The sequence below is a fragment of the Flavobacterium okayamense genome (genome assembly GCF_019702945.1).
GTDB lineage: Bacteria > Bacteroidota > Bacteroidia > Flavobacteriales > Flavobacteriaceae > Flavobacterium > Flavobacterium okayamense.
Genome location: NZ_AP024749.1, coordinates 1,050,021 through 1,066,255, shown reverse-complemented (window position 1 = coordinate 1,066,255; position 16,235 = coordinate 1,050,021). Strand labels below are relative to the sequence as shown.

Annotated in this window: 17 protein-coding genes; 13 read left to right on the top strand and 4 right to left on the bottom strand. The window is 30.7% G+C overall.

What is annotated here, in order from left to right; translation table 11 throughout:
• Positions 1 to 48 precede the first annotated feature (48 nt).
• The 5 genes from hemW to KK2020170_RS04885 all read left to right on the top strand — a co-directional run bounded on the left by hemW (position 49) and on the right by KK2020170_RS04885 (position 4,472).
• Entirely contained in the window at positions 49 to 1,212 is a 1,164-nt protein-coding gene (gene hemW / locus KK2020170_RS04905; protein ID WP_221259697.1) for a radical SAM family heme chaperone HemW, read from the top strand.
• Between the two features lie 15 nt (positions 1,213 to 1,227).
• Positions 1,228 to 2,022 (top strand): DUF3667 domain-containing protein, encoded by a 795-nt coding sequence (locus KK2020170_RS04900; RefSeq protein WP_221259696.1) that lies wholly within the window; start codon positions 1,228 to 1,230, stop codon positions 2,020 to 2,022.
• A 3-nt stretch (positions 2,023 to 2,025) separates the two neighbouring features.
• A complete protein-coding gene (locus tag KK2020170_RS04895) occupies positions 2,026 to 2,802 on the top strand; it encodes a cyclase family protein (protein WP_221259695.1) in 777 nt (258 codons plus the stop codon).
• A gap of 27 nt (positions 2,803 to 2,829) precedes the next feature.
• The gene (locus KK2020170_RS04890; RefSeq protein ID WP_221259694.1) at positions 2,830 to 3,195 is read left to right on the top strand and encodes an MmcQ/YjbR family DNA-binding protein; all 366 of its coding nucleotides are present in this window, start codon (positions 2,830 to 2,832) and stop codon (positions 3,193 to 3,195) included.
• A 74-nt stretch (positions 3,196 to 3,269) separates the two neighbouring features.
• Positions 3,270 to 4,472 (top strand): NAD(P)/FAD-dependent oxidoreductase, encoded by a 1,203-nt coding sequence (locus tag KK2020170_RS04885; RefSeq protein WP_221259692.1) that lies wholly within the window; start codon positions 3,270 to 3,272, stop codon positions 4,470 to 4,472.
• 50 nt (positions 4,473 to 4,522) lie between these two features.
• Here KK2020170_RS04885 and KK2020170_RS04880 read toward each other — a convergent pair whose 3' ends face one another.
• Positions 4,523 to 5,623, bottom strand: coding sequence for a DUF4407 domain-containing protein (locus KK2020170_RS04880; RefSeq protein ID WP_221259691.1), 1,101 nt, complete (start codon positions 5,621 to 5,623; stop codon positions 4,523 to 4,525).
• Between the two features lie 163 nt (positions 5,624 to 5,786).
• Positions 5,787 to 7,103 carry an adenosylhomocysteinase gene (gene ahcY / locus KK2020170_RS04875; protein WP_221259690.1) on the bottom strand — a complete coding sequence of 439 codons (1,317 nt, stop codon included), beginning with the start codon at positions 7,101 to 7,103 and terminating at the stop codon, positions 5,787 to 5,789.
• Positions 7,104 to 7,232: 129 nt separating this feature from the next.
• On the opposite strand from ahcY, the gene KK2020170_RS04870 reads away from it, so the two are divergent.
• The 6 genes from KK2020170_RS04870 (at position 7,233) to KK2020170_RS04845 (ending at position 13,504) form a co-directional block, all read left to right on the top strand.
• Positions 7,233 to 7,889 (top strand): 4'-phosphopantetheinyl transferase family protein, encoded by a 657-nt coding sequence (locus KK2020170_RS04870; protein ID WP_221259689.1) that lies wholly within the window; start codon positions 7,233 to 7,235, stop codon positions 7,887 to 7,889.
• Positions 7,889 to 8,605 (top strand): phosphoglycerol geranylgeranyltransferase, encoded by a 717-nt coding sequence (locus KK2020170_RS04865; RefSeq protein WP_221259688.1) that lies wholly within the window; start codon positions 7,889 to 7,891, stop codon positions 8,603 to 8,605. The genes KK2020170_RS04870 and KK2020170_RS04865 overlap by 1 nt, the downstream gene beginning before the upstream one ends.
• Positions 8,606 to 8,607: 2 nt before the next feature.
• Positions 8,608 to 9,231 carry a nicotinamide riboside transporter PnuC gene (gene pnuC / locus KK2020170_RS04860; protein ID WP_221259687.1) on the top strand — a complete coding sequence of 208 codons (624 nt, stop codon included), beginning with the start codon at positions 8,608 to 8,610 and terminating at the stop codon, positions 9,229 to 9,231.
• Positions 9,192 to 10,727, top strand: a complete 1,536-nt coding sequence (locus KK2020170_RS04855; protein ID WP_221259686.1) for a DUF4301 family protein — start codon at positions 9,192 to 9,194, stop codon at positions 10,725 to 10,727. The genes pnuC and KK2020170_RS04855 overlap by 40 nt, the downstream gene beginning before the upstream one ends.
• Positions 10,720 to 11,121: an alternative ribosome rescue aminoacyl-tRNA hydrolase ArfB gene (gene arfB / locus KK2020170_RS04850; RefSeq protein ID WP_221259685.1), complete on the top strand. Its 402-nt coding sequence runs from the start codon at positions 10,720 to 10,722 to the stop codon at positions 11,119 to 11,121. Before KK2020170_RS04855 ends, arfB begins: the two co-directional genes overlap by 8 nt.
• 223 nt (positions 11,122 to 11,344) lie before the next feature.
• Positions 11,345 to 13,504 (top strand): TonB-dependent receptor, encoded by a 2,160-nt coding sequence (locus KK2020170_RS04845; RefSeq protein WP_221259684.1) that lies wholly within the window; start codon positions 11,345 to 11,347, stop codon positions 13,502 to 13,504.
• A gap of 56 nt (positions 13,505 to 13,560) precedes the next feature.
• Here the strand turns inward: KK2020170_RS04845 and KK2020170_RS04840 are convergent, their stop codons facing one another.
• The gene (locus KK2020170_RS04840) at positions 13,561 to 13,989 is read right to left on the bottom strand and encodes a Rieske (2Fe-2S) protein (protein WP_221259683.1); all 429 of its coding nucleotides are present in this window, start codon (positions 13,987 to 13,989) and stop codon (positions 13,561 to 13,563) included.
• 143 nt (positions 13,990 to 14,132) lie between these two features.
• Here KK2020170_RS04840 and greA point away from each other — a divergent pair, with 143 nt between their 5' ends.
• Both greA and KK2020170_RS04830 read left to right on the top strand, forming a co-directional pair.
• A complete protein-coding gene (gene greA / locus KK2020170_RS04835) occupies positions 14,133 to 14,609 on the top strand; it encodes a transcription elongation factor GreA (RefSeq protein WP_221259682.1) in 477 nt (158 codons plus the stop codon).
• Between the two features lie 12 nt (positions 14,610 to 14,621).
• The gene (locus tag KK2020170_RS04830; RefSeq protein WP_221259681.1) at positions 14,622 to 15,011 is read left to right on the top strand and encodes an HIT family protein; all 390 of its coding nucleotides are present in this window, start codon (positions 14,622 to 14,624) and stop codon (positions 15,009 to 15,011) included.
• A gap of 34 nt (positions 15,012 to 15,045) precedes the next feature.
• On the opposite strand, the gene KK2020170_RS04825 is transcribed toward KK2020170_RS04830, so the two are convergent.
• A complete protein-coding gene (locus KK2020170_RS04825) occupies positions 15,046 to 16,197 on the bottom strand; it encodes a sensor histidine kinase (protein ID WP_221259680.1) in 1,152 nt (383 codons plus the stop codon).
• Positions 16,198 to 16,235 lie beyond the last annotated feature (38 nt).

The window sequence follows — 16,235 nt, the reverse complement described above, 5'->3', positions numbered from 1 at the left end:
TTTATAAATCCACTGAATACTAAAACCTGAACACTGACCTCTAGAAAAATGAGCGGTATCTACATCCATATTCCTTTTTGCAAACAGGCTTGTCACTATTGCGATTTCCATTTTTCTACTTCATTGAAGAAAAAAGAAGAAATGGTTTTGGCATTAGCCAAAGAAATTGAAATGCGGAAAGGTGAACTTCTCGAAAATCACTTCGACAAGCTTAGTGTGACAAAAAGTAAAATAGAAACCATTTATTTTGGAGGAGGAACACCAAGTATACTTTCTGTTGAGGAAATTCAGTTGTTGATTGATACTGTATATAAAAATTTTGATGTCGTTGAAAATCCTGAAATAACTTTAGAAGCCAATCCAGATGATTTGTCGGATGAACAAATTATTAAATTATCAAATACCCAAATCAACAGATTAAGTATTGGAATTCAATCTTTTTTTGAAGACGATTTAAAACTCATGAATCGTGCACATAATGCCGAAGAAGCTAAAAAATGTTTGGAAACCGCGACGCAGTATTTTGACAATATTACTATCGATTTAATTTACGGAATTCCCAATATGAGCAACGAACGTTGGTTACAAAATATTGAAACCGCTTTGTCATTTTGCATTCCGCATATTTCGAGTTACGCCTTAACGGTTGAACCCAAAACCGCTTTGGATAAATTCATCAAAAAAGGTCTGGTAAATCAACCCGATGATGAAGTGGCGCAAGAACATTTTCATATTCTCGTAAACCGATTACAAGAAGAAGGGTTTGTGCATTATGAATTATCCAATTTTGGGAAGCCTGATTATTTTTCCAAAAACAATTCTGCGTATTGGTTAGGCAAAAAATACATCGGCATTGGACCTTCAGCACATAGTTATGATGGAACAAATAGAAGTTGGAATGTTGCTAACAATACACTTTACATCAAATCGATTCAAGAAAATCAATTGCCATCCGAAAAGGAAACATTAACAACAGTAGACCAATATAACGAATATATCATGACCGGTTTGCGAACCATATGGGGTGTTTCATTGGAACGAATAGAAAAAGAATTTGGACCAAAATATTTAGAATACCTCAACCTACAAAGTCAGAAATTTATTGAAGACGAATTACTTTTTGTTGAAAATGGAATTTTAAAAGCAACGCAAAAAGGTAAATTTTTATCCGACGGAATTGCATCCGACTTATTTTTGTTAAATTTGGAGTAAACCAAATTTCATTTTGTGGAAGAAGCTAAAAATTGCATCAATTGTAACGAACCTTTAATAGGGAAATTCTGCTATAATTGTGGTGAAAAAGTAGTGGAAAAATCCGATTTTTCTATTAAAACTATTCTACAGCAATTTGTTGATGGGTTTACCAATTTTGATTCTAAGTTTATTAAAAGCTTTTGGTTTTTATTATTTAAACCCGGTCAACTAACTGAAAACTATGTAAATGGAGTTCGTAAACCATTTATGAAACCTTTTCAATTGTTTATCGTTGTAAACGTTTTATTCTTTTTCATTTTATCTGGAGCAGACATTTTCAGAATTCCGTCGGGTTATTTTTTCTCAATTGAAAGTAATCTAAAAGCTTTAGAAGCAATTGCCAACACTAAACAAGAATCTGTTGAATTTTTGAAACAAATCTATGATTCTGAGTCTTTAACGAATTCGAAATTGTATATTTTTATTCTCATTCCTTTTTTAAGTTTTATTATATGGTTAGTTAATTTCAAAAAGAAACTACAATTTGGAATTCATGCCATATTTGCGATACATTATTTGTCATTTTTTATGTTATTTTGTGTAACATTAGTCATTCTTCCAAGAGAATGGTTTTCGCCACGAGTAACACAATTAACTATTTTTAGCTTTAATTTTTTATACTTAACATTTGCCTTAAAAAGGTTTTATAATGACAATTGGAAAATAACTTTATTAAAAACATTTACTATAGTTATAGTCTTTTTTGCTTTAATCTTTTTGTATAGAGAACAAATAAGCCAGTTTACACTTTATTTAATGCATAAATAATTTATGATAGCTACTATTAAACATAACGATAAAACTTTAACCGTTGATTTTTCTCAACCTTTAGATATTTCTTTACCCTTAACTAACGATAATCAAAATCCTATTGCGTGGTATCAAGATGAACCCAAAATTGAACCCGTAACTATGGGCGATTGGATTGGAAAAGTTTCTGAAGGAAAATCATGGACTAATTTCAATAATATTTTCTTCAATCCGCATGCACACGGAACACACACCGAATGTTTAGGACATATTACCAAAGATTTTTACAGTGTTAACCAACATTTGAAAACGTTTTTCTTTTTAGCTAATTTAATTTCAATTGAACCAGTTGAAGTTGGTGATGATTTTATCATTACAAAAGAACAAGTTGAAAAAGGGCTTAATGGAACGAATCCTGAAGCAATTGTGATTAGAACACTTCCGAATATTGAAAGTAAAAAACATAAAAATTATTCCCATTCAAATCCGCCGTATTTATCAGATAAAGCAGCAACATACTTAAGAGAAATTGGTATTAAGCACCTATTGATTGATTTACCAAGTGTAGACAAAGAGCATGACGAAGGAAAATTATTAGCTCATAAAGCATTTTGGAATGTAAAAGACGTAAACCAAGTGAATGAGGATGCTCGTTTTAATTGTACGATTACTGAAATGATTTTCGTTGATAATAGTATCAAAGACGGAAGTTATTTACTGAATTTACAAATCGCTTCGTTTGAGAATGATGCTTCGCCTTCAAAGCCAATTTTATATAAAATTATTGCTAATCACTAATTACTTTTCACTAATCACTCTAAAAAAATGAATATCCAACAACTATACGAATTCTGCTTGTCAAAAAAAGGTGTAACCGAACATTTTCCATTTGATGAAGATACTCTGGTGTTTAAAGTTGGCGGAAAAATGTTTTGTTTAACTTCTTTACAAGATTGGGAAAAAGGAAATCCTTCGCTCAATTTAAAATGCAATCCAGAACGTGCAATTGAACTTCGCGAACAATATGATGGCGTAAAACCAGGTTGGCATATGAGTAAAATTCATTGGAATACACTTGCCGTTAATAGTGATGTTTCCCAAAAACTATTAATCGAATTAATCAACTATTCTTATGATTTGGTGTTTAGTAGTTTAACCAAAAAACTTCAAGCTGAAATTCAAAATTCTTAAGCTTTTTATGTAACAAAAGTTGCTGTCATTTTTGGTGTAAAATCGGAACTTTATAGTGATAAAACTAAAGAATTATGACAACAACGGTAGTAATAGGCGGAAGCTTTGCAGGAATGACCGCTGCACTGGAAATTAAAAGAAAAGGTAAAGATCAACATAAGGTTGTTTTAATCGACAAATCACCTGTTTTTATGTTTATTCCCTCTTTGATTTGGGTTCCATTTGGAAGACGCGATATTAAAGACATTTCTTTTAGAAAAGATGCTATTTTAACCAAAAAAGGAGTCGAATTTGTAAATGCAGAGGCTTTAAATGTAGATGTTAAAAATCAAACTGTTAAAACAGACAAAGGTGATTTTAAATATGATCATTTGGTAGTAGCAACCGGCCCAAAAGTAAAATATGATGTTGCTCCTGGCGTTGCTGAATATACACATTATATCGGTACACCTAATGGTGCAATGAAAACTCGAAAAGCCTTAGAAGAATTCAAGAAAAATCCTGGTCCAATTGTTATTGGAGCTACTCAAAATGCGGGTTGTATGGGTGCTGCTTATGAATTTTTATTTAATATAGAAAAATGGTTACGTGAGCAAAATATCCGTAAAAAAGTAGATTTATATTGGATTACCCCTGAAGACTATTTAGGACATTTTGGAATTGATGGTATGCCAATGGGTGAAACAATGTTAAAGTCATTTATGAAAATGTTTAACATCCATTACAAAACACAAGTTGGTGTTGACGAAGTGACATCAGAAACTATTAAACTATCAAACGGAGAAGTTTTACCTTATAAATTCTCAATGTTAATGCCTCCGTTTATTGGGGTTGATTTTGTAAGTAATTCACCAGAATTACATGCTACAACTACAGGCTATGTTCCTGTAAAAGACAGTTACCAACACGTGGATTATCCAAATGTATGGGCGGCGGGAATTGCAGTAAATGTTCCATTACCTTTTACACCAGGAAAAGTACCATTTTCTTCTCCAAAAACAGGTTATCCAAGTGATGAAACAGGTAAAATTGTTGCCGAAAATATTATAAGAGTAACCAAAGGTGAAGCAAAACTAAAAGAAAAAGCTTGGGGAAGAATTCCAGGATTATGTGTGATGGATGCTGGTAAAAAAGAAGTACTTTTAGTTTCTTCAAGTTTATTTAAACCAAGAACATTCGCGATTATGATTCCAAATGTCATCTACGATATTAACAAAGTAATTCTCGAGAAGTATTTCTTGTGGAAATCTAAAAATGGTTATTCTAATTTGCCGTAAATAAAACCTATACTAATGAAAAAATCCCAACTTAAAGTTGGGATTTTTATTTATAAAGCTTTTTTCTGTTTTTCTACAAAACCATCCGCTTGAAGTTTTAATAACTCAGTTGCTTTTTGCTTTTTGTAATCGTATAATTCTTTATCCGTTTTAATATCGTTATAAACTTGGTCGTAAATTTCGGCATCCGTTTTACGTTGTAATTCGCTTTGGTATTTATTTTGAGACAAGACATTTATAGTAGCCATTTCAGCATCTTCAATTTTAAAATCGTATTCGCCTTTTGGAGCTAATAACTTCGCAATAATTGGAGCTGTTTCAATAGCAAAAAACAACAACATGATAAAAAATGAAGGCATAAACGGTAGCTTGCTTAACGCATTAATTCGCGCCATTAAACCATCAAAATTGTCAATTATTGGTTGGGTTTCGGTTACTTTATTATCCAAGTTAGCTTGTAATGTTTTAGCATTACTTTCTAAATCTTTAATTTTTGCCGCATTGATTGCTTTTAAAGTATCCAGTTCTTTTAGAGCTGCATCGTGCTTTTCTCTTTTTTCTTTGTAAACCGGACCTTTTCCTAACTTTTTTGTACCGGCAGTTCCTTCGGCTTCAGTAATGTAAACAGAATACAAATCGTTTACTTCTGTTTCTTTTTTAATAATATCCGATTTTAAACTGTCAATTTTAGCTTGATTTTGGTCTATATCTTTTTTAAAGAAATTAGTTACCTGATTTTTATTTTGGAGTGCTAATTCATTTTTTTCTTTCAGTAAAACCGAATTGATTTCCTTTTCAAAAATCTTAATTTCTAGAGGTTTTGAAATAACAACTGCTATAATTAAAGCTAAAATTATACGCGGTGTTGCCTGAATAAATTCACTTTTAAAACTATCTCGCTTTTTAATAGTAGAAACAATGAATCGGTCGAGATTGAAAATAAGCAAACCCCAAACCAGACCAAAACCCATAGCCATATAATAATTATCAAAAACTGTGTAAAGCGCATAGCTCGAAGCCAAGAAAGCCATTACTGCAGTAAAGAAAACGGTAGCACCTATTCCAGCATATTTGTTTTGTTCGCCATTGCTACAACTAGCAACAACATCTTTGTCGGCCCCCGAACAAAGGATAAAGAATTTTTTTAACATGATTTTGTTTTTTGATGATGATGATTTATTAGTACAAATGTAACGCCAAATGTTTCAAATTGTTGTTAAAATGTTGATAATTAAATTTTTAGAATAAAAAAACCTGCAAGAAATTCTTGCAGGTCTGTATAGTTGAGATGCTGAAACAAGTTCAGCATGACAATTAGTATCTATAATATTCTGGTTTGTATGGACCTTCAACCGTTACACCAATATATTTAGCCTGGTCTGGAGATAAAGTTTCTAATTCAACACCTATTTTAGCTAAGTGTAAAGCAGCAACTTTTTCATCTAAATGCTTTGGTAACATATACACTTTGTTTTCGTAAGCATCAGTATTTGTCCATAACTCTAATTGAGCTAAGGTTTGGTTTGTAAATGAGTTACTCATTACAAAACTTGGGTGACCTGTAGCGCATCCTAAGTTTACTAAACGACCTTCCGCTAAAATGATAATGTCATTTCCGTTGATTGTATATTTATCAACTTGAGGTTTGATTTCGTTTTTAGTAGCACCGTGGTTTTTATTTAACCATGCCATGTCAATTTCATTATCGAAGTGTCCGATGTTACACACGATAGTTTTATCTTTCATCGCTTCAAAATGACGACCCACAACGATATCTTTATTTCCTGTAGTAGTAATTACGATATCAGCATTACCAACAACAGTATCTAATTTTTTAACTTCGAAACCATCCATTGCAGCTTGTAAAGCACAAATTGGATCAATTTCAGTTACGGTTACAATAGAACCAGCTCCACGGAATGATGCAGCAGTACCTTTACCTACGTCACCATATCCACAAACAACCACTCTTTTACCAGCTAACATAACGTCAGTAGCACGACGAATAGCATCTACAGCAGATTCTTTACATCCGTATTTGTTATCGAATTTCGATTTAGTAACCGAATCGTTTACGTTAATGGCAGGAATGTGTAATGTTCCATTTTCCATTCTTTCATATAAACGGTGAACTCCAGTTGTAGTTTCTTCTGATAAACCTTTAATTCCTTTGATTAATTCAGGGTAACGGTCGAAAACCATATTAGTTAAATCTCCACCATCATCTAAAATCATGTTTAACGGTTGACGATCTTCACCAAAGAATAACGTTTGCTCAATACACCAATCGAATTCTTCTTCGTTCATACCTTTCCAAGCGTAAACTGGAATTCCTGCAGCAGCAATAGCAGCAGCAGCATGATCTTGAGTTGAAAAAATATTACAAGAACTCCAAGTTACATCAGCACCTAAAGCTACTAAAGTTTCAATTAAAACAGCTGTTTGAATCGTCATGTGTAAACATCCAGCAATTCTCGCACCTTTTAAAGGTTGACTTTCTGCATATTCTGCACGTAAAGCCATTAAACCTGGCATTTCAGCTTCTGCTAATTCAATTTCTTTTCTTCCCCAAGCAGCTAAAGAAATGTCTTTAACTTTGTAAGGTACGTAAGGAACAGTTTTTGTACTCATTTATATTAATTTTACTTTTATTAAAATTTTGGAGTGCAAAGTTAGGCAATTCCTTTTTAATTCCTAAATTAATTCACGTAATTTGTGAATTGTTTAATATGTTAAACAATTGAAAAACAACAAATAAGAATGCCGTTTCATAAATCGATAGTAATTAACAACTTTACCACTGCTTACTTTTGGAAGATTACTGAAGATTTCAATGAACTCTTTAGAGCAGTACAATTAAAAGATTTATCATTAGCTCGTTTAGAGAAAATGAAATCCGAAAGTCATCAAAAAGGATTTTTAGCGGTACGTATGCTATTACAACATTTAGGTTATTCTGATTTTGATTTGTTTTATGATGAAAGTGGGAAACCGCATTTAGAGAAAAAAGAAGAAAGAGAAAAGAAAAAAGACTTACATATTTCTATTTCGCATTCTTTTGACTTTTCTTGTATTTGTATTAGTAGCGATAAAATTGTGGGAATCGATATAGAAATAATTAAACCTAAAATTTTGAAAATCGCACCTCGATTTATGGATCTTTCGCATTTAGAAAATTTATCCGAGAACGATAGAATTGAAAAAGCAACTGTTATTTGGGGCGCTAAAGAATCTATTTTTAAAATAAAAAATGAAAAAGGGATTAGTTTTCCTAATCATATTTTTGAAGCCCCATTTTTCCTTTCAGACTCTAATTGCAATGCCGAATTACGTTTTAATAATACAATAGAAAAATTCTTTATACAATTTTATAAAGTAGAAGAATATATCTTTGTAGTCGCTTTACCTAATAAATAATGAATTTTTATCACTATATTTTACAAGCTATCCAATCAAAAAGGAAACTTTTAGCCATCTTAATTGATCCTGAGAAAATTGAATTTGATGCTATTCCAACTTTGTGTGATAAAATTAAAAAATCGCCTGCCACACATATTTTTTTTGGTGGAAGTACTTATGATGGAAATGATTTTGATGAAATTGTAAAAAGAATAAAACAAAAACTTGACTTACCTGTATTTTTATTTCCTGGCGATTATAATCAAATCTCTGAAGCGGCTAATGCTTTACTTTTTTTAAGTTTAGTTTCAGGTAGAAATCCAGAATATTTAATTGAACAACAAATTAAAGCCGTAAAAAAATTAGAACATTCTTCTTTAGAAATTATTCCTACAGCCTATTTACTTATTGAAAGTGGAGTTAAAACTGCTGTAGAACGAGTTAGTCAAACTAAACCTTTAGATAGAAAAGACTTGAAAATAATTAAAAATACTGCTAAAGCATCTGAATATTTAGGCATGAAACTCGTTTATCTTGAAGCGGGAAGTGGTGCTAAAATTGGAGTATCAAAAGAAATTATTGAGGCTGTAAAACAAAAAATAAACATCCCTTTAATTGTTGGCGGCGGTATTAAATCCGCGCTTGAAATTGAAAATGCTTTTACAGCTGGTGCCGATATGGTGGTGATTGGAACTGCTTTCGAAGAAAATCCTAACTTTTTTGAATTGTTATAATTATGTGGGATTTTCTCTTTAGTCAATATAAAAACTACGACACATTTTCTATTTGGTTAGAATTTATTGCTGTTATATTTGGATTAATTAGTGTTTTATTTGCTCGTGTAAATAATATTTTGGTTTACCCAACAGGGATTATAAGCACGCTAATCTTTATTTATTTGTTATTTCAATGGAGCTTAATTGGTGATTTTATCATTAATATTTACTACACCATTATGAGTATTTATGGTTGGATTCTCTGGAGCAAAAGGAAAAATGAAGCTTTTGAATTCCCTGTAGCAACAATGAAAACTGTTGACTTTAAGAAAAGTATCATTTTATTTACATTAACAACAGTATTTGTTATTATAATTTATATTTATTTTGATAAATTTACTTCTTGGACAGCATATGTAGATACTTTCACTACTGGGTTATTTTTCGTTGGAATGTGGCTAATGGCACAACGAAAAATTGAAAATTGGATTGTATGGATAATTGCAGACTTAATTTCTATTCCTTTGTACTTTTATAAAGGATATACTTTAACTAGCTTACAATATTTAGTATTTACTATAATTGCTTATTTTGGATATAGAGAATGGAAAACATATTTACAGAAAGAGACTTTAAGCAAATAAAAGAAAAAGGAATTTCAATCGAAAAAATAGAACAACAACTCTTTTTTTATCAAAATGGAATTCCTAAAATAGAATTACAAAAACCCGCAATAATAGGTGATGGAATTTTAAAAATTCAATCTAACGAAAAGAATAATTACATTAATATTTTTGATTCTCAAAAACAAAATTTTGAAATCAAGAAATTTGTTCCTGCTTCTGGTGCTGCAAGTCGAATGTTTAAATTTTTACAAGAATTTTTAAACAATTTTGATTCAGAAAACGAAACTATCAATGCCTACATAAATAGAACAGGAAACAAAGAACTTGAAGTATTCTCCGTTGGGTTAAAAAATTTCCCTTTTTATCAAGAGCTTTTATCTAAAACAAAAGAGATTCATCCGAATTTTTCTTCTTTAGAAAGAGATGAAAAGTTATTATTATTTGTAAAAACATTACTAGAAAAAACCCACCTGAATTTTTCAGAAAAACCAAAAGGAATATTACCTTTTCATTTTAAAAATAATAAAGTAGTTACTCCTGTTGAAGAACATTTAACGGAAACTATTTTTTATCAAATTCCGAATAAAAAATCAAAAGTACATTTCACAATTTCAAATGAATTTCAATCTGATTTTGATAAAATTGCCTCAAGCTTCAATGATGTTTTAGTAACGTATTCCAATCAAAAAGATTACACCGATACTTTAGCAGTAAATCTTAACAATACGCCTTTTCGTCTAGATGATGGAAGTTTATTTTTTAGGCCTGGCGGACATGGTGCGTTAATCGAAAACTTAAATTTATTACAAAGTGACATAATCTTTATTAAAAATATAGATAATGTTTCTCAAAATCATATTGTAGAAATAGTTGAGAACAAAAAATTACTTGGTGGCATTTTAATTGATTATCAAAACAAAATATTCAACTATTTACAAGAACTAACAAAAAATGAAATTACTAGTAATCTTATCGAAGAAGTAACAACTTTTGTTAAAGAGAAAATGTTTCAGGATTTACCTCATGATTTTGAAAAATACAAAGACGATTTCAAAATAGAATACCTGGTAAAACTTCTTGATCGTCCTATTCGCATTTGTGGAATGGTTAAAAATGAAGGAGAGCCTGGTGGCGGACCTTTTTGGGTAAAAGATTCTAATGGACAAATTTCGCTTCAAATTGTAGAAAGTTCACAAATAAATATTGAAAACCCTCAACAAAAAGAAATCTTTAAAAATGCTACACACTTTAATCCTGTAGACATCGTTTGTGGTATCAAAAACCACAGAAGAGAAAAGTTTAATTTATTAGATTTTGTTGATCATAATTCTGGATTCATTGTTGAAAAAACAAAAAACGGAAAACCAATAAAAGCATTTGAATTACCTGGTTTATGGAATGGTGCTATGGCACATTGGAATACTATTTTCGTTGAAGTTCCATTAATAACATTTAATCCAGTAAAAACTGTAAATGATTTATTAAAACCGTCTCACCAACCTAATAATGAATAAAGATACTATTGTTTCCGAATTGCAATTTAAAGCAGTCAGAAGTTCTGGCGCTGGTGGACAAAATGTAAATAAAGTTTCTTCAAAGGTTATTTTATCATTTAATATTGCAAACTCATCTGGTTTGAGTGAGGAAGAAAAAATGTTACTGCTTGAAAAATTAGCTAATAGAATTTCACAAGAAGGAATACTACAACTTTCTTCAGACGAAGATAGAAGTCAGCTTAAAAACAAAGAAATTGTCACTAAGCGATTTTTTGAACTACTTTCTAAAAGTTTAAAAAAACCAAAAATTAGAAAAGAAACAAAAATTCCAAAAAAGGTTAAAGAAAAAAGGCTTCAGGAGAAAAAGAAGTCTTCTGAAATGAAAGAGAGCAGAAAAAAACCAAAGTTTTAAAAAAACTTTGAAAATCTGATTTCTAAATTCTAACTTTATTTTATCTTTGCGCCGTCTCAAAGGGGTGCTCTAAATAACGAGCTGAGATTATACCCGTAGAACCTGGGCAGGTAATGCTGCCAAGGAACAAGACAAGCTAAAGTGCACTTTAGCGAGTCGAGCTAATCAAATTTTTTATTAATAAGAATAATTACCCCTTTTATTCGTACAAATTATTTTACGAATGAAATTATTATTCAAAAAAAGTAAAGTTGCATTACTATTTGCAATTATTGCTTTTTCATTAACTTCAAATGCACAAGAAATTGTGCAAGACACTACTAAAGTTACCGAATTAAAAGAAGTAACTGTTTCTGCTGTTAGAGCAAAAGAAAAAGATCCTATTACATTTACTAATGTTAAAGCTGAAGAAATTGCGCCAAGAAATTTGGGGCAAGACATTCCGGTTTTGTTAAACTATTTACCTTCAGTTGTTACAACTACTGATGCTGGAAATGGCGTTGGTTACACGTATATGCGAGTTAGAGGTTCAGACGGATCAAGAATAAACGTAACTTTAAATGGAATTCCATTTAATGATAGTGAAAGTCAAGGTACTTTTTTTGTAAACTTACCCGATTTTGCTTCTTCATTACAAAGTATTCAACTACAAAGAGGTGTTGGCTCTTCAACCAATGGTGCAGGTGCTTTTGGGGCTAGTTTAAACATGCAAACGAAATCATATGAAGAAAAAGCTCATGCAGAAGTTTCTAATTCATTTGGTAGTTTTGGCACTCGAAAGCACACCCTATCATTTGGGACGGGGTTACATAACAATTTTGAAATAAATGGTCGTGTTTCTCAAATTCATTCTGATGGATTTATTGATAGAGCTACTTCTGATATGTTTGGTTATTTATTTAATGTAAACTATGTAAAAGAATCTACTCTAATTAAATTCTTGGCATTTGGAGGAAAAGAAAAAACATATCAAGCTTGGTATGGACTTGAAGATTTAGATAAATTAGAAAATGATAGAACCTATAATTATGCAGGATTATATTATGATGAATTCGGAAACGAACAATTTTATGGTAATGAGACCGATAACTATTGGCAAAATCATTTTCAATTGCATTGGTCTGAAAAATGGTCTAAAAAATGGAATTCAAATGTAGCCTTACACTATACAATAGGTAAAGGTTATTTTGAACAATATAAAGAAGATGAAGATTTATCCGAATACAATTTGCCTAGTTTTCAAGGAAATTTTATTTCAGATTTAGTTAGAAAAAGATGGCTAGATAATGATTTCTTTGGAACAACTTTCGCATTAAATTACAAAACCTCAAAAACTGATATTTTATTCGGAGGTGCTGCCAATAGATATTTAGGGTTACATTATGGAGAAGTTATTTGGACTACAAATTATATCCCTGAAGACAACTTGTATTATGACAACTTTGGAAATAAAGATGATATTAACGCCTATATAAAAGCTAGTCATAAAATTGGAAAACTAAATGTTTTTGCTGATTTACAATACAGAATGGTTTTCTATAAAGCAAACAGTACCAAATTTGATGATGTTAATGATACTTTTAGATTTTTCAATCCTAAAGTAGGTTTTAACTATCAATTAAATTCAAAAAATGCTTTTTATGGATTTGCAGGAGTAGCTAATAAAGAACCTAGAAGAGACGATTATGAAAGTGGCGCAAATAAACCAGAAAGACTATATGATTTTGAAGGGGGTTGGAAGTATAATTCGTCAAATTTCAGAATTAATGCTAACGCTTTTTATATGCTTTACAATGATCAATTAGTATTAACAGGAGCTTTAAATGATGTTGGAGCACCAGTGTTTACAAATTCTGGAAAGAGCTATCGAGTAGGACTTGAAGTTGAATCAGTTATTAAATTAAGTGAAATATTTAATATCCAAGCCAATGCAACGTTAAGTCAAAACAAAAATAAAGATTTTTACTTTCAACGAGACGGAGAATTACAAAATTTAGGTAACACAAATATAGCCTACTCTCCTAATTTCATTGGTGCCACTTCATTAAATTTTTACCCTGTAAAAGATTTACAATTATCACTTTTAGGCAAGTATGTTGGGAAACAATATATGGGAAATATTGATTCAGAAAATTCAGTTTTAGAAGCTTATGGCATTTTAGATTTCAATGCAAATTATGAATGGAAAATTAATAAGGGAATAAAATCAATTGTATTCAGTGGATTAGTAAATAATATTTTAAATCTAGAATATGAATCAAATGGATATTTTTATACTTACGACGATACTTGGTCAGGTCCAAATACAACAACTATTGAAGGTGCCGGTTATTATCCCCAAGCTGGAATCAACTTCTTGTTAGGCGCAACATTGAAATTTTAATTACGTTTATTAATATTTTTAAAGTAAAAAAGCTATCCGATTTTGGATAGCTTTTTTTAATTATAAACTCTTATTGAGGTTTGACTTAAAATTTCAACTCTATATTGGAGCATTGGATACTCTTTATCTTGTGCTTGCCCATTATAAAGACTATATTGAGCTCCATCACAAGGGCATACTGCTTTTATACCAACTAAACTCATTTCAGAACAACTACTCACCCCTTGATTTGGACACGCTGCATCAAAAGCAAAAAAACCTGTACCTGTATTTATAATAAAAATCTTATTTAAAATACCAACACCCACTTGATTGTATTCAATTGCATTTCCTGGAAACTGAAGTTGAATGTTTAAAGGCAAAGTTAAATCAACAACAGTACTAAACCTATAAGTGGGTAAATAAGGATTATTATTTGAAACAGAATCTTTAGTACAACTTAGCGATATTAATAGTAATAAAACTATTGAAAATACTTTTTTCATAACATCATATTATTCTTCAAAATTAAATTATTTATGTTTTAAGAACTAAAAAAATTATATAAATGTTCAAAAAATTAGTATATTTGTTGGAAAGAATCCCATGAAGCTATGGGATTTTTTCTATTTATATAAACGATGAAGTTATGAGTAACGTATCTTATTACACCGCAGAAGGTTTAAAAAAATTAAAAGACGAATTAGATCATTTAAAAGCTGTTGAGCGCCCAAAAGCCTCTCAAGCTATTGCTGACGCTCGTGATAAAGGAGATTTGTCTGAAAATGCTGAATATGACGCTGCAAAAGAAGCGCAAGGTCTTTTAGAAATGAAAATTGCCAAAATGGAAGAAGTTGTTGCTAACGCACGATTAATAGACGAATCTCAATTAGATGTTTCAAAAGTATTAGTACTTTCTACTGTTAAGATTAAAAATCAAACTAACGGTATGGAAATGAAATATACTTTAGTAGCTGAAAGTGAAGCCGATTTAAAAACAGGAAAAATATCAGTTACATCTCCAATTGGAAAAGGTTTATTAGGAAAGAAGGTTGGCGAAATTGCTGAAGTTAAAGTTCCAAACGGAACTATGAATTTTGAAATTTTAGAAATCACAAGAGACTAAAAACACATTGTTATGGCTAGTATTTTCACAAAAATAATTAACGGAGAAATTCCTTGTTACAAAATTGCTGAAGATGAAAATTACTTCGCTTTTTTAGATATTAATCCGAATGCTAAAGGCCATACATTATGTATTCCTAAGCAAGAAATTAATAAAATCTTCGACATGGAAGAAGAGCATTATTTAGGATTGATGAAATTCTCTAGAAAAGTCGCTAAAGCTGTCGAAAAAGTTGTTCCTTGTAAACGCGTAGGCGTTGCAGTTGTAGGACTTGAAGTTCCTCACGTTCACGTACATTTAATTCCATTACATGATATGGATGACATGCGTTTTCAACGAAAGACTTCTTTAACCAAGGAAGAATTCGAAAGTTTAGCCAAACAAATTTCTGAAAACATATAATAAAAAACCGACTTTGAAAGTCGGTTTTTTTAATTTAAAAATACTTTTGAAACATCAATTGAAAAGTGGTTCCTTTTCCTATTTCAGAATTTAAAACTTTTATTTTTCCTTTATGATAATCTTCAACAATACGCTTTGTTAAAGATAAACCTAAGCCCCAACCTCGCTTTTTTGTTGTAAAACCTGGTTCAAAAACTTTACTAAATTCTTTTTTTGCAATTCCTTTTCCAGTATCTGAAACTTTAATTTTTACAGTATTTTCAATTTCTTCAACCACAACTTTTAATTCGCCCTTTCCTTTCATCGCATCAATTGCATTTTTTACCAAGTTCTCAATAGTCCAACTATGTAAAGCAGGATTAATTTCTACAAAAATTGGATGATCTGGTGCCGTAAAACTAAAATGAACTTGCTTAGAACTTCTGCTTTTTAAATATTCGTAAGCATTCCTAGTTTCATCAATTATATTCATTTTTTCAAGAACTGGTTCACTTCCTATTTTTGAAAATCTATCCGCAATTGTTTGTAATCGGTTTATATCTTTTTCAATTTCTGACAATGTGACTTCATCTACATTTTCAATTTTTAGCAATTCTAACCAACCAATTAATGACGACAATGGCGTGCCAATTTGATGAGCTGTTTCCTTGGCCATACCAGCCCACAATTTATTTTGAGTAGCCATCTTTGTTGCGCGATAAAAATTATATACAACCGCTGCAAACAAAATAATGATTAGTAAAAGAGCAATTGGATAATATTTCAGTTTATTTAGCAAAGGTGAATTTCCGTAATAAACCAATCGATAATCAGATTGGGAAAGTTCCATTTTTATGGGAGTATTTTCCGACTTTAATCGGTTTAGTTCTTTTTGAAGTAATTTAGAATTTGAAGCAACTTCTTCCTCAATATTATTATGATTGATAATGGAATCATTTGGCATTGTTAAAATCATGGGAATTGAAGTATTATTTCCCATAATTTTTAAAGCCAATTCTAAATCGGTAAATTCATTCGCATTATTAATTGTTGTTTGTGCTGTAGACCACAACTCCATTTTAACACGCTCTTCATTTTTAAAAATTTGGAAAAAATTATAGGTATTCCAAACAATAAGAACAACTATTAAAAATGAAGTAAGTATGATTAACCATCGCGTTAAAGTTCGCTTATCTGAAAACTGCATAAACAAGATTTGTTAGTAAAAATAATAATTTAAGTAAT

Bases quoted from the DNA above. Each gene is read 5' to 3' on its own strand.
- hemW (WP_221259697.1), top strand. From the start codon at position 49: ATGAGCGGTATCTACATCCATATTCCTTTTTGCAAACAGGCTTGTCAC.
- KK2020170_RS04895 (WP_221259695.1), top strand. From the start codon at position 2,026: ATGATAGCTACTATTAAACATAACGATAAAACTTTAACCGTTGATTTT.
- KK2020170_RS04890 (WP_221259694.1), top strand. From the start codon at position 2,830: ATGAATATCCAACAACTATACGAATTCTGCTTGTCAAAAAAAGGTGTA.
- KK2020170_RS04885 (WP_221259692.1), top strand. From the start codon at position 3,270: ATGACAACAACGGTAGTAATAGGCGGAAGCTTTGCAGGAATGACCGCT.
- KK2020170_RS04880 (WP_221259691.1), bottom strand. From the start codon at position 5,623: ATGTTAAAAAAATTCTTTATCCTTTGTTCGGGGGCCGACAAAGATGTT.
- ahcY (WP_221259690.1), bottom strand. From the start codon at position 7,103: ATGAGTACAAAAACTGTTCCTTACGTACCTTACAAAGTTAAAGACATT.
- KK2020170_RS04870 (WP_221259689.1), top strand. From the start codon at position 7,233: ATGCCGTTTCATAAATCGATAGTAATTAACAACTTTACCACTGCTTAC.
- KK2020170_RS04865 (WP_221259688.1), top strand. From the start codon at position 7,889: ATGAATTTTTATCACTATATTTTACAAGCTATCCAATCAAAAAGGAAA.
- pnuC (WP_221259687.1), top strand. From the start codon at position 8,608: ATGTGGGATTTTCTCTTTAGTCAATATAAAAACTACGACACATTTTCT.
- KK2020170_RS04855 (WP_221259686.1), top strand. From the start codon at position 9,192: ATGGAAAACATATTTACAGAAAGAGACTTTAAGCAAATAAAAGAAAAA.
- arfB (WP_221259685.1), top strand. From the start codon at position 10,720: ATGAATAAAGATACTATTGTTTCCGAATTGCAATTTAAAGCAGTCAGA.
- KK2020170_RS04845 (WP_221259684.1), top strand. From the start codon at position 11,345: ATGAAATTATTATTCAAAAAAAGTAAAGTTGCATTACTATTTGCAATT.
- KK2020170_RS04840 (WP_221259683.1), bottom strand. From the start codon at position 13,989: ATGAAAAAAGTATTTTCAATAGTTTTATTACTATTAATATCGCTAAGT.
- greA (WP_221259682.1), top strand. From the start codon at position 14,133: ATGAGTAACGTATCTTATTACACCGCAGAAGGTTTAAAAAAATTAAAA.
- KK2020170_RS04830 (WP_221259681.1), top strand. From the start codon at position 14,622: ATGGCTAGTATTTTCACAAAAATAATTAACGGAGAAATTCCTTGTTAC.
- KK2020170_RS04825 (WP_221259680.1), bottom strand. From the start codon at position 16,197: ATGCAGTTTTCAGATAAGCGAACTTTAACGCGATGGTTAATCATACTT.